Origin of the sequence: Paenibacillus sp. NPDC058071 (assembly GCF_042885235.1) — a bacterium.
Classification (GTDB): Bacteria; Bacillota; Bacilli; order Paenibacillales; family Paenibacillaceae; genus Pristimantibacillus.
The window spans coordinates 54809-67387 of sequence record NZ_JBHVSK010000005.1 but is presented as its reverse complement, the minus strand read 5'-3'; the positions used below and the strand labels follow the sequence as shown (position 1 = coordinate 67387).

Genomic DNA, 12579 nt, shown 5'->3' with positions numbered 1-12579 from the left:
CGGCTGCTCTCCTCCATTAAATGTACATCTGGCTAGGGCAGGCTTCCGCTAGGTTGTGACCTGCGTATAGCGATTAGGAGGAACCGGCAGCCCCAGCTGCCCCCGCAATGTCTCTGCTCTGTAGTCTGTATGATATAGGCCGCGGCTTTGCAAAATCGGGACAACCTGCTCGACAAAATGATGCAGGCCTTCCGGTACGATTGGACCGGAGCTGACGATAAAGCCGTCCGCGGCCTCTGCTTCGTACCACTTTTGAATGGCGTCCGCGACATGCTCGGCCGAACCGACGAAAGGATTATGCCCGGCACGCGTCGACATCCGAAGCGCTAGGCCTCGCAAAGTCAGACTTTCCTTCCGGACAAGCTGGGCAATTCGATCGGTCTCTGCTTTGTAGCCATCGGTCAACAGTCCATCCAGATGTGGCGTCAGTTGCTCATCCAGGTCGATACGGGCGATCGCATTAGCATCAAAGTAACGTTCCAACTCCTTCAACGCTTCGCCAATATCGATCAAGGCATCGATTTCACCCTGCTTTTGCTGGGATTGTTCAGCGCTGTCTGCCACAATCGTACTGATACCGGGCAGTACGAGCAGCTCATTCGGGTTCCGCCCAAGCTTAGCTGCCCGCTCCTTAATGTCATGGTAGAAGCGTTTCGACTCTTCAATGCTGTTCTGGTGGGTAAATACAATTTCCGCATGTCTGGCAGCAAAGTCCTTGCCCGCGTCCGAGGAACCGGCTTGCACGATAACCGGCCGCCCCTGCGGCGTGCGTTCCATACTAAGTGGACCGCGCACCGAGAAGTGCTCGCCTTTGTAATTCAACGTATGAAGCTTGCTTGAGTCGAAATATACACCGGTGTTCTTGTCACGCAAGAACGCGTCTTCCTCCCAGCTGTCCCACAGTCCCTTTACGACATCGAGAAACTCGGTTGCCACCTTGTAGCGCTGATCATGTTCCAAATGACGGTCGCGGCTGAAATTTTCAGCCGTACCCGGAAGTGCGGTCGTGACGACATTCCAGCCGGCTCTTCCCCGGCTGACATGGTCAAGCGAGCCAAACAAGCGGGCAACATGAAAGGGCTCGTGATACGTTGTAGACAAAGTCCCCACAAGTCCGATCCGCGAGGTTGCGCCTGCCACTACGGAGAGGAGCGTAAGCGGCTCCAGCCGATTAATCAGATGCGGGGCGGTATGATCGTTGACATATAAGCTGTCCCCCACAAAAACAAAGTCGAGCTTGCCTTCCTCCGCCTTACGTGCGGCAGAAACAAAGTAATCGATATTAATGGACGCATCCGACCAGTATCGCGGATGGCGCCATACAGTCGTATGGCTGCCTCCGATACTGAGCGAAGTTCCCAACACAAGACGTCTTGCTTGGCTCATGTTTGCCTGCTCCCTTCTTACCACGCGTAATAGATGCTTCCTTCGTCAAAACGTGTTTTGTAAAATTCTTTCACAGCGTCGGAATAGTAGGCCTTCTTCAGCGCTTCGATCTTTGGCGAATCGGCGAGTTCAGGACGTGTCGCGGCAATAATGTAGAAGTCCTTTACTTCCGCGCTCTCAAGTCCAAATGCATCCTCCAGCTTCAAACCGCCTTGCACACGCTGGCTTTGGAAGAGGAATCCTGCGTCGAGATCGTCAAGGGCGCGCAGCAGCAGTCCTGTCTCCAACGTCTTAAATTTGAAGTTATGAGGATTCTCCACAATATCGGACGTTGTAATCTTCGTTACATCCAATCCTTCTTTGAGTTTAATCAGCCCGGTATTTTGCATAATCAGCAGCGGACGCCCGCCGTTCCCCGTATCGCCGGGAATGCCGATTGTCGCGCCGTCTGGCAGATCTTTAAAGGAAGCGTACTTCTTGGAATAGATGCCGTTAGGCGCAAACGTCGTCAGGAAGGCCGGAACCAGATTAGCGTTATTCCCTTCATTAAATGCCTTCAACGCAGCCGAATGGTTGCCGATAACGACATCATAGTTGCCTTCAACCACTTCTTTATTGGCGATAATAATATCGGTTGGCACCTTGAACTCCAGCTTGTAGCCCAGCTTCTCGACTTCCTTCACCAGAATAGCTGCCACCTCGTCATTATGGTTCGAGCTATTGGCTAACAGCTTGATAACATGATCTTCAGGTTTATCATTGCTTCCGGCTTCCTTATTGGAATCCGAATTTTTATTACCCGTTTCATTCTCGGACTGCGTATTTGCAGCAGGTGCCGTATTGCCGGCATTTGGCGCCTGCGTACCGCAAGCAGAAATCAGAATTAATGTCATAATTGACAAGAGGATAGCGAATGCAGACTTCTTCATTTGTTGTTCTCTCCTTCAAAAGTATGGTCTAGTTGAAAGCCTTTTGATATGAATCTCTTCCATGAGAAGTACATTCATTTTAAATCCAAGTTATCCGCTACGAATATTTATAGTATAGCAGAATTTTTTCATTATAAAAGACTATACTTTGCAATATGAATCATTATACTTTTTAATGATTGAGATGCTAGAGCTAGCTAATATATGAATGATTGATCTCATAGACCGTTCATGTCATACTATTACCATAAATATTCCTGTTCCAGTTCCTAATTGATTCTGATTTATTACTATGTATCTCATTAATATATTTAATGAAAAAGGTGAGCTGTAATTTGGATATTCAATATTTCATCACGTTTCGCGAGGTAGCGCGCTGTCAAAATCTGACCCGAGCCGCCGCCAAGCTCGGTTACGCCCAGCCCACGGTAAGCGTGCAAATTCAGCGGCTGGAAAATCACTTTGGCACCAAGCTGTTTGAGCGCAGCAGCAAACGATTGAAGCTGACTCCCAGCGGCGTGCAAATGCTAGCTTACGCAGATCAAATCGCGCAAGGCTATCACCAAGCCCAGGAGACGTTTAGCACAGCGTCCGAGGTTAATTTGGCGATAGGAACGACGGAGACGCTGGCCGCCTTTTTCCTGCCGCCTCATTTCCAATCTTTCCGCAACCGCTATCCGCAGGCCAATGTTGTCTTCTTCCCGACCTCAGATCATGAAATTATTCGTAAAATAAAAAACAATGAGCTGGACATCGGCTTTGTACTGGACATGCCAGTCACCGACCCGGAGCTCATATCCATTAGCGTCCGCAATGAGGAGCTGATCTTTATTTGCTCCAAGGATCATCCGCTGCACGGGCGAAATGACATGAGCTTGCGCGAGTTGGAAAACAGCTCCTTCATTCTGACAGAGAAGGGCTGCTGCTACCGAAGCGCACTGGAGCGATCGATGAGCGACAAGGGCATTTCCTATCAGGTTGTATCCGAAATGGGCAGTCTGGAGGGCATAAAGCAGTGCGTTCTGTACGGGATGGGCATTGCGATGATTCCGAAAATTGCAGCCAACGATATGTTAAGCAAAGAGCAGTTGGCCGCCTTTTCGATTCGCGAGGACACACTGTCCTCCTTTTACACACAGATCATTATTCATAAAAACAAGCATCTGTCCGCCCCGCTGCGCTATCTCATCGATCTTATTAGTAACGGCAGCAGCAAAATATCGATTTGATTGTTGATTAAATGGAAAGGACCTCAGTTCCACTTTAAAGTGGAACTGAGGTCCTTTTTCTCGAGGAAAATCGGTTATTAAAGCTGCTCCCATTCTTCTATTTTAAAATGCAGCGAGGCGTCGTTTTCTGTTGAAAACCGCCTATTGACCGCCTGTTTCTCATAACGGCCAAACTGGTTAATAAGCGGCACATCAAACTTTAGATCGCGCGGCAAAACAAAGGAACCGCGATACAGCCCGTCCGCCACTCTCGGAATTTCGAATCCGGTGTAAATACGGTCATCCTTCGGCGTATCCGGCGGTACCTCAACTGTCACATCAAGCTGTACCGTTTCCGTTACTTCCAGGACAACTTCAATCTGGATTGTAGCGTGAAGCCCGGCATAACGTACCGTCACATTCGTCGTTCCTAATTGGCGGGCAATAACGCTGCCGTCCGCTTCAACGATTGCAATCTCCGGGTTTTCAACGACATAATCGGCTTCCAGCAAGCTCATGACAAAGCCGCTGTCATACTCGACGTTCGGATAGAGGCGAACCTTCAAACCTCGCAAGCCAATCTTCGTTCTCCCGTAAATGCGTATGTCTTGAGGCGTACCTGTTCTTCCGAACATATAAAGCAACGGCGCGTGAATCCGATCCGCCCAAGCCTGTTGGGTATGCGCCGCCTCCGGGTCGAAATAGAAAGCAAGATCGCTGTCCGGTTTGAACCCGTTTCCAATCATTTCGTCAGCAACCTGCCTCGCTTGAGAAACGGTTAGAAGCCCTTCAGCCCCTCCCATATCAAGCCATATCCGAATTGGCGGCTTAGCCGCAAACTGCTCATAAATCGGGATTTCCGTTCGGTTCGCACCCTCCCAGATTGTATGGATGAAGAATGGCGACATAATTCCGATCTGGCCGAACACATCAGGACGCCTAAAACCGATATGATACGAAAGCAGGCCGCCCGCCGAAGAACCGATCATCCCGGTATGCTTCCTATCGGGCAGCGTTCGGTAGGTGCGATCAATATATGCTTTAACTTCCTCGATTAGAAAACGTTCGAACAGCATGCCGCTCCATTCCGACGGAAAAGCTCCCTTGGCAGAAGGCACATCGTGGAAGTATTCCGACAGCCTTTGCCAATGCGACAGCGAGGAAACGGCAACAACGATAATTTCATCCAGCTTGCCTTCGCCAATAAGCCGATCAACCGTCTGATGTACGTTCCAGCTTTCGCCAAAGCGGTCTTGAGCAAACATTTGCTGGCCATCATGCATGTACAATACGGGAAAATCTTCGCTGGCATTCCTATCGTAACTAGGAGGCAAATAAACGAAAATATCCCTCTCGTTATTTAGAATCTTAGAATAAAAATGCGAAATTGTTTCCACTCTTGAAGCCAATAAGACGACCTCCCCACCGATGACTTGAATACGATACTAATCGTTATTCTACACTCTTTAACGATTCAATCATATTGATTTTAGTCACTTTTCTTCTAAGCATGAGGTTAGCCAGAACGGTGAGCAAGAGGGCAAGACCAACAGAAACCAGTAGAATAAAAATATTCAATCGATCGGGGATTTGTTGATGCGTGCTGGACAGTGCTTTTACAACATTCGCATACATATAGCCGCCGATCGGTAAAGCAATAAGTATTGCAAATACGGTTAGACTGATGTTTTCAACAAAGATAAGCCTGTTTATTTTATTTTTTTGATAGCCCAGCACTTTAAGGGTCGCGAGCTCACGAGCTCGTTCATAGATATTGATGGAAGAGATCGTATAGATAGCTCCAAAAGAAAGGACGACCGCACAGATGATAAACATAACAAATAGAAAACTGTTTTGTTCCAATATATACTGTGCTGATTTCTTTAAATCCGTCTTATCCGTAACCGCATCTACTTGAGGATTTTGTTCAAAAAAGCTGCGGATGCCGATCAGATCAGCCGGGCTATCCGCTTCTACCAGAAGTGAGGTTGGACGGTAATCCACCTCAAAACGGTTTAAATACTCGGGCGTGATATAAAACGACGGATTCGAATACTGCGTAGATATGCTTAACACCTTCATACTTACTGTCATATGATTAAACTCTGGCGCTGCAAACGCTATTTGGATGTAATCCCCTACTGCAATGCCGTATTTATCGGCGTATGATTTGGGTACAAGCACACCGTCGTTTTCCAAATCTATGCGATTGTCCTTCTCGTCAAAAAAATGAATGAGATTGTTTGCTTTCTCCGTCACCACTAAAACGGCCTTTTCCACTACATTATTCTCCATCAATTCAATCGGAAAGGCGGACAGGAAAAAACTGTTTTTAATACCCGAGGGCAGTTGAAAAGCATCCTCCGACGCCCCCATTTTATAATCCACTCTTAAGTCATAGGTATACACCTCTTCAACTTGGTTGGCGACTTTTTGCAAGGACGTCTGCGTACCGAAAGCGGTTATTAATAAAACCGTGCTGGCAACAACGCCAATCGAGCTCGCTAAAGCTTTTTGCTTATTGAGAAATAGATTTCTGAGAATAAGCTTGTAGCTGTAAGGAAGACGGCTCCAAACGGCTGGGATTCTTTCAATAAGGATCTTTTTCATCGTCTTCGGCGGTTTAGGACGGATCGCTTGAGCTGCGCGTTCCTTCAGTATCGCTCTGCCGCTTAAGTAACAGGACAGCACTCCAAAAACGCTAGAGATAAGGATCGGAGGAATAATGGAATATAGCGAAAGAGAGAATTCAATGCCTGGCAAAGAGTAGGATCTTGCATTCGACACCGTAATAAATGGAACAAATACGAATGCGGCAATGGCATAGCCTAGAACAGAGCCGATTATGCCAACCAGCACCGGGTATCCCATATAGTGAAGCATGATGCTTCTGTTTTTCACACCCAAAGCCTTCATAATGCCTACTTGATTCCTTTGAGAATCGATGATCCTCGACATCGTCAGGTATAAGATAATCGCTTCGATCAGGAAGAGCACCAGCGGTATAACCTTGCTCATCAATTTGTTATTGTATACGGTGGCATTTAGTTGGGAATAGCTGAACGTCCGTTCCTTGCTGACTTGATTGATATAAGAATATGGCTTAGATGCCTCCTCCATTGATTTACTTAGCTTGCCGATCGCGAAGCCTTCTTTGGCATCAATCATAAGCTCATTATAGAAAAAGCTCTCTATGACTTCTGGAACGGTCTCCTCGCTAATATAAGCTACCCCATATGCGTTATGGTCTTGTATGTCGTTCTTTTTTGCATATTCAACATTTTCGCCCAAACCGCTAATGATGAACTTCAAATCTTTATTATCAGTACGTATGCTCATTTCATCGCCGATCCGAAGATGACGTTCTTTGGCATAATGGGAATCGATTAAGATTTCACCCTTTTTCGCTGGGATGCTGCCCTCGATTACAGTCGGCGTATTGATTTCATTGTTTTCAGGAATCGAATGAATTTTTAATGAGGCCTTGTCACCTTCAAAAGATTGCACGGCATCGAAGGAATAGCGCCCTTCTAACTTGTGGATGCCATTTATCTTACTTAAACTCGCCGCCTCCTCTTTGGAAATATGACGGTAATAGATGTTTAAGTCGCTTAGATTATGTTCCTTAAAATAAACCTTCGTATAGGCGCTCAGATTATCGCTTAAGGTTACGAGCCCTGTGTAGAAAAAAGCTCCTACTGCGATAACCAATACAAAAGCCGTAAATTGGCCAACAGATTGTTTAATATCTCGAAATAGCTTCTTGAACAGATTCATCATCACCACTCAATCCCTTCAACGCTTTGCTTATGCTCGTTAATCGTTATGCTTTCTATCCTTCCGCTCTTCACCTTAATCACCTTATCGGCCATTGGAGCAATGGCGGAATTATGAGTGACTAGAACGACACATTTTCTTGTCTCCCGGTTCAAATCTTGAAGAAGCTTTAAGATGGACTTGCCCGTTATATAATCCAAAGCTCCGGTTGGTTCATCGCAAAGCAGCAGTAACGGATTTTTGGCAACTGCTCTAGCGATCGCCACCCTTTGCTGTTCACCTCCAGAGAGCTGGGACGGGAAGTTTTGCATACGATTCGATAACCCGACTTTATGCAAAATGTCCTTCGCATCCAAATGCTCTTTGCATACTTCAGCGGCAAATTCAACATTTTCCAGGGCGTTCAAGTTCGGAATCAAGTTATAAAATTGAAAAACAAAGCCGATTTTCTCGCCGCGATATTGCGTTGTTTTCTTCTCGCTTAATGTTGTTATTTCCTGATCGCCTACAAACACTTGCCCTGAGCTAACGGTGTCCATACCCCCAAGTATGTTCAGAATCGTGCTTTTGCCGGCTCCGCTTGCCCCCAAAACAACAACGAATTCCCCCTCAGCGATGGAAAAATCTATCCCGTCCAGCGCTTTGATTTTCATCTCTCCTATTTTGTACTCTTTCGTTACTTCTCTGAACTCAATTAACTTTTTCACGAAATCCATCTCCTCGAATCGTATATTGGGAAACCTCAAAACTTAACTTTACCGAGTCTTGATCTTCAGCATTTCATCATGTTAGTATGTCGGTATGTTACTTGTGTAGCATACTATAATTTATGTGTTAATTATTGTCAACGGTCTGCAGAATGAGGAACCCTCCTTCAGGTATTGACAAATATTTGCTCATCAAATATGGTATGTTGGATAAGTAACATACTAATATGATGAATGGTGAGGCAATGAACGTCACTTTTGACGATAAGCAACCGATTTTTCAACAAGTAGCGGAAATCATAGAGGACGATATTTTGAACGGGACTTTCCGTGTGGACGAGCAAATTCTTTCCATGGCTCAGTTGTCGCAGATGCTTCAAATCAACCCGGCAACCGTTGTGAAGGGGATTGGCCTGCTCGTTAACGAGGGTATTCTTTACAAAAAAAGAGGGCTTGGCATGTTTGTTGCCGCTGATGCGAAACTAATCATCCAAAACAAGCGGAAAGATCGTTTTTATAAGGAACTGTTGTCCAATCTGCTGATTGAAGCTGACAAACTCGGACTGACAACTGAAGATATCTTTCACATGATCAAACAGTTGAGAGGGGAATAAACGAACGGTGAGCAATGCTCTAACTTGCGGCAATTTAAACAAAAAATACGGCCGAACTTATGCGCTGCAAGATCTGAATCTGCAGCTTGAGGAAAATGTCATATACGGCTTGCTCGGGCGAAACGGTGCCGGCAAAACAACACTGCTGAACATGATCGCTGGCGGGATCTTTCCGAACCACGGCACCATTGAGGTCAGAGGAAAAAAGCTGAGTCAAGGGGAGCTTCCGGAAGGTTTCTGTTTCGTACGCGAGAACAACAAGTATTTCGGAGGAGCACGGGTTATTGAAATTTTGCAGTTTGCCGCGAAATTTCATCCCAACTGGGACTGGACGTTAGCCCATGAGCTGCTTGAAACATTTCGCCTCGATCCGCGCAAAAAAATAAGGCAGCTTTCAAGGGGTACGGAATCGCTGGTAGGGAACATCATCGGCTTAGCCAGCCGGGCACCGCTAACGTTGTATGACGAGCCGGTGCTCGGACTCGATGTCACGATGAGAGAACGATTTTACAAGGCGCTTCTGGAGGATTACGCCAATCACCCGCGCACGATTCTGTTATCTACTCATTTGATTGATGAAATCGCCCCCGTTGCAGAAAAAGTTTATATCCTAGAAGCCGGCTCTATTCTGCTTCATGACGAGATGGAACGTATACATATGGCCGCTCATCTCATCCGGGGAAATTCGGAGGCGGTGGCTTCGTTTACAGCCGGAAAACGGGTTTTATATACGGAAACCTATGGACACGGCTCACTCGCCGCCATTTATGAAAACTTGCATGCGGCCGACGTGCAGCAAGCGCGCGCCATGGACATTTCGATTGAAAATTTAACGCTTCAAAAGTTTTTCTCGTATTTGCTCGAAGGGGGTCGCTAGATTGGGTGCTTGGGCCGTTCATTTGAAGGCAACCTATGTTCAAATGAGGATTTATATATGGAGCGTCATTATTTTCATCATGATTGGAAGGCTGGCAGAAATCATGGTTACCCTCAGTATAGACAGCATTCAAAGTGCCCGTCTTTCGGAAAGCAACATGCTTATTCTCATTTTGCTGCTGATTGCAATTGTACTGCCGCTAAGTTATTACAGGCGCATCGTAAATTTGGGGGCAAGCCGCGAGCAATATTATAAAGGACTTCATCTCGTCTTTGCCATCTGGGCAGCAGCCATCGCCCTGTTCAATTCTGTATGGCATGTCCTTGAAGGATATGTGTTTCAAAATCACTCGAACATCATTAGCCTTATAGGAGCGTTTCATTGGGATGACTTTGGCGCGGCTGGCTCTTTCCTTTACCAAACCGCCTTTTATTTGATGGCGATGGCGCTTCTAAGCATTCTCGTCTCCGGTTACTATCATCCTGTCGGTTGGTTGCTGTGGGCGCTTCTGATTGCGGCGATTCCGGTCGGAACGGCGATTCCTTCGCTGCGCGTTCATGTCGCCGATTTTTTCAAAACACTGTTATTCAATGAATCGCTGCTGATAGGCGTCGGATTTAATCTTCTCCTTTATCTCGTTTTCTTGGGTGGCGGCTGGCTGTTCACGAAGAGAAGGACGCATTGAAGAAAAATGAATAGATAAAGAAAGACCCCTAGGAAGGCGCTTTTGATGAAAGCGTCCATCTAGGGGTCTTAGTCGTTTCATTACTTTTTGAATATTTTGAAAGGAGCGCCTACGGGCAGAAATACACGTCCAAAGTGTGTATTCAACACGGCAGCGCCGCATCCGTAGAAAGAAGCAATGGCAATTGCCAGCTCGGCATAAGCCGCCAAGGAGTGAAAAGCACCATTCCCAACGCCAAAAGAGTCAAGGCATAATCCAATAAACAAGAGATCAATCAATATAAAAATGATGAATAGTACCTTATTGGTTTCCATTGCGCCAAGAGTCATGAAAAGCGTAAAGATCAGATAGCCAAGAAATACAAAGCCCAGCTGCTTCACGTCGAGTGCAGATGCAAGTTCTGGACCAAAAACACCCAATTTAATTAACCAGCTTGATGCCATACCGAACCAGAAGAAAGCATAAGCACCGAACGCTGTCATTCCAAATGTGTTGTTATGCTTAGCGTCTTGAATGCAGGCAAATAGCTGAGCGAATGCGCCAAGAAAAATAGCCCAAGGAATGACATAGCCCAATCCAGAAGTAATGTCCAGCTTTTGCGATGAAGCAACCAGCGTGACGATGGCCAGACCGAATAATCCAATTGCGCTAGGGTCTGCTGTTACAATTTTTACATTTTGTTGCGACGATGATGTCATAAACTAAGAAGCCTCCGATTTGAATAGAAACAATTTGAACGCCTATTCTATCACATATCTTACGGCCTGTCACATTGGTAAACATATTGTCACATTTGATGATAGTTTATGGAGAGGAAGCGCTTCGGGTCAGAGGGTTCTTCCGATCGCCATTAAAGCCTGATTCCTTTATTTTATAGATTTTTGCTGTCCGTCAACGTCTACCGCTGAACCGTTTGATCGCTTCCTCGGTCACCGGCTTGAAGAGGTTAACGAGGTTGCCGTCAGGATCGCGGAAAAGCATAGAACGGTTTCCCCACGGCATCGTGGTCGGTTCCTGTACCCAATCATCGACAATTGGCTTCAAGCGCGCGTATTCGGCTTCGACATCGTCAACGTGAAACTCAATGATGACGGAGTGATTGTTAGCCGCCACTACGGAACCAGCGCCAAATAGTTGCGCTGTCTGGGAATGGCCGATTGCCAGGGTGCATGATGGCACAACGAGTTCGGCAAAAACGGGCGCAGGGCGCTCCGCCGAAACACCCAAGACTTTCTCATAGAACTCGACGAGACGATCCATGTCGTCGGTAATGATGCGTACAGAAGCGAAATTCACAAGATATCATCCTTCCTATAATAAAAATAGATTTGCCACTCCTTTACGTTTACATACCTGATTATAAAAAAACGCTACTGACAACGTTATGTCAGTAGCGTTTTAATATTTTTTGCGCTTCTTCACGAATCGAATTTCGGAATGATTCAGGCTCCAATACGATCACACCCGCTCCCCAGCCAAGCACCCATTGCAGCAATTCATCCAGTTGACGAACTCGTAAGACCACATGCAGTCCATCTTGGTGCTCTTCCATTTCCTCGATGTAATGATAGTTCGATTCCTTCACCTTATCTGCGATGTCATGGTTAAATCGAAGGCAAACTCGCATGTGGCGATCATCCGGAGGGGTATACTCCCTTAAGTTAAAATGCGCCGGCAGTTCGAATCGTTCTTCCAGATCGGTAAGTTCGGTCATTCGGGATAAACGGAAATGGCGAATGTCTTGGCGTAGATCGCAACGGGCCACGAGCATCCAAGAGCCTTCAACGAGTACCAGGCCATAGGGAGCGACAGTACGATCACTATGGTGATTGCCTTTAGAATCCCCAATCCCTTTCGAATAATGAAATCTGATCTTTCGTTCATCTAATATCGCTCGACGGATCTTTTCGAAGTATTCCCTTTCTTGTGACAACGCGGCCCGCTTACCGGGAGTGAGCAAGCGCAGCGTCTTGCGCACACGAGAGGTCTCATTGCGAACGCTCTCCGGTAGAGTGGCCTCGATTTTCTTCCGAGCGGCCTGAGCCCTGACACGATACTCATCATCAAATCGTTGCTCGATAAAGTCCGTTCCGATAAGCAAGGTCACGGCTTCTTCTACCGTGAAACTGATCGGCGGCAGGAAATAGCCTTTCATTAAAGAATACCCTGTGCCTGGGGCACCTATAATCGGCACGCCCGCTTCACTAAGTGCTTGAATGTCACGATAGATGGTCCGCACGCTAGTTTCAAATAGGTCCGCCAAATCTTCGCCCCGTACCACTTCTTTGCTTTGCAGTTCCAGCACAATGGCTAATAAACGGTCTGTTTTGTTCATTGGCTGCCCCCTTGAAACGTTAATGCTGTTCATCAAAACCTTGCCAATCAAAGGGTTGTCA

At 46.6% G+C, this 12579-nt stretch carries 12 protein-coding genes; 4 read left to right on the top strand and 8 right to left on the bottom strand.

What is annotated here, in order from left to right; translation table 11 throughout:
* Positions 1 to 48: 48 nt before the first annotated feature.
* On the bottom strand, positions 49 to 1386 hold the full coding sequence (locus ACFVTB_RS10070) for an LLM class flavin-dependent oxidoreductase (RefSeq protein ID WP_387748043.1): 1338 nt from the start codon (positions 1384 to 1386) through the stop codon (positions 49 to 51).
* Positions 1387 to 1403: 17 nt separating this feature from the next.
* Positions 1404 to 2315 carry a MetQ/NlpA family ABC transporter substrate-binding protein gene (locus ACFVTB_RS10065; RefSeq protein ID WP_387748040.1) on the bottom strand — a complete coding sequence of 304 codons (912 nt, stop codon included), beginning with the start codon at positions 2313 to 2315 and terminating at the stop codon, positions 1404 to 1406.
* A 335-nt stretch (positions 2316 to 2650) separates the two neighbouring features.
* On the opposite strand from ACFVTB_RS10065, the gene ACFVTB_RS10060 reads away from it, so the two are divergent.
* Complete coding sequence (locus ACFVTB_RS10060; RefSeq protein WP_387748038.1) at positions 2651 to 3544, top strand: LysR family transcriptional regulator; 894 nt, start codon at positions 2651 to 2653, stop codon at positions 3542 to 3544.
* A gap of 77 nt (positions 3545 to 3621) precedes the next feature.
* On the opposite strand, the gene ACFVTB_RS10055 is transcribed toward ACFVTB_RS10060, so the two are convergent.
* From ACFVTB_RS10055 to ACFVTB_RS10045, 3 genes are read right to left on the bottom strand one after another with little or no spacing between them, the layout of a single operon-like run.
* Positions 3622 to 4932, bottom strand: a complete 1311-nt coding sequence (locus ACFVTB_RS10055) for an alpha/beta hydrolase-fold protein (protein ID WP_387748036.1) — start codon at positions 4930 to 4932, stop codon at positions 3622 to 3624.
* A gap of 43 nt (positions 4933 to 4975) precedes the next feature.
* On the bottom strand, positions 4976 to 7300 hold the full coding sequence (locus tag ACFVTB_RS10050; protein WP_387748577.1) for an ABC transporter permease: 2325 nt from the start codon (positions 7298 to 7300) through the stop codon (positions 4976 to 4978).
* A gap of 2 nt (positions 7301 to 7302) precedes the next feature.
* Complete coding sequence (locus tag ACFVTB_RS10045) at positions 7303 to 8007, bottom strand: ABC transporter ATP-binding protein (protein ID WP_387748034.1); 705 nt, start codon at positions 8005 to 8007, stop codon at positions 7303 to 7305.
* A gap of 245 nt (positions 8008 to 8252) precedes the next feature.
* Between ACFVTB_RS10045 and ACFVTB_RS10040 the strand changes: the two genes are divergently transcribed.
* Genes ACFVTB_RS10040 through ACFVTB_RS10030 form a run of 3 tightly spaced genes read left to right on the top strand, consistent with a single transcriptional unit; the run spans position 8253 to position 10183 of the window.
* The gene (locus tag ACFVTB_RS10040) at positions 8253 to 8621 is read left to right on the top strand and encodes a GntR family transcriptional regulator (protein WP_387748032.1); all 369 of its coding nucleotides are present in this window, start codon (positions 8253 to 8255) and stop codon (positions 8619 to 8621) included.
* 7 nt (positions 8622 to 8628) lie between these two features.
* Positions 8629 to 9498 carry an ATP-binding cassette domain-containing protein gene (locus tag ACFVTB_RS10035; protein ID WP_387748030.1) on the top strand — a complete coding sequence of 290 codons (870 nt, stop codon included), beginning with the start codon at positions 8629 to 8631 and terminating at the stop codon, positions 9496 to 9498.
* Position 9499: 1 nt separating this feature from the next.
* On the top strand, positions 9500 to 10183 hold the full coding sequence (locus tag ACFVTB_RS10030; protein WP_387748028.1) for a hypothetical protein: 684 nt from the start codon (positions 9500 to 9502) through the stop codon (positions 10181 to 10183).
* An 80-nt stretch (positions 10184 to 10263) separates the two neighbouring features.
* Here ACFVTB_RS10030 and ACFVTB_RS10025 read toward each other — a convergent pair whose 3' ends face one another.
* From ACFVTB_RS10025 to ACFVTB_RS10015, 3 genes are all read right to left on the bottom strand, one after another.
* Positions 10264 to 10881, bottom strand: a complete 618-nt coding sequence (locus ACFVTB_RS10025; RefSeq protein WP_387748026.1) for an acetate uptake transporter — start codon at positions 10879 to 10881, stop codon at positions 10264 to 10266.
* A gap of 193 nt (positions 10882 to 11074) precedes the next feature.
* A complete protein-coding gene (locus tag ACFVTB_RS10020; RefSeq protein ID WP_387748024.1) occupies positions 11075 to 11479 on the bottom strand; it encodes a VOC family protein in 405 nt (134 codons plus the stop codon).
* Positions 11480 to 11570: 91 nt separating this feature from the next.
* Complete coding sequence (locus tag ACFVTB_RS10015) at positions 11571 to 12518, bottom strand: helix-turn-helix transcriptional regulator (RefSeq protein ID WP_387748022.1); 948 nt, start codon at positions 12516 to 12518, stop codon at positions 11571 to 11573.
* Positions 12519 to 12579 lie beyond the last annotated feature (61 nt).

Bases quoted from the DNA above. Each gene is read 5' to 3' on its own strand.
- ACFVTB_RS10070 (WP_387748043.1), bottom strand. From the start codon at position 1,386: ATGAGCCAAGCAAGACGTCTTGTGTTGGGAACTTCGCTCAGTATCGGA.
- ACFVTB_RS10065 (WP_387748040.1), bottom strand. From the start codon at position 2,315: ATGAAGAAGTCTGCATTCGCTATCCTCTTGTCAATTATGACATTAATT.
- ACFVTB_RS10050 (WP_387748577.1), bottom strand. From the start codon at position 7,300: ATGAATCTGTTCAAGAAGCTATTTCGAGATATTAAACAATCTGTTGGC.
- ACFVTB_RS10040 (WP_387748032.1), top strand. From the start codon at position 8,253: ATGAACGTCACTTTTGACGATAAGCAACCGATTTTTCAACAAGTAGCG.
- ACFVTB_RS10025 (WP_387748026.1), bottom strand. From the start codon at position 10,881: ATGACATCATCGTCGCAACAAAATGTAAAAATTGTAACAGCAGACCCT.
- ACFVTB_RS10015 (WP_387748022.1), bottom strand. From the start codon at position 12,518: ATGAACAAAACAGACCGTTTATTAGCCATTGTGCTGGAACTGCAAAGC.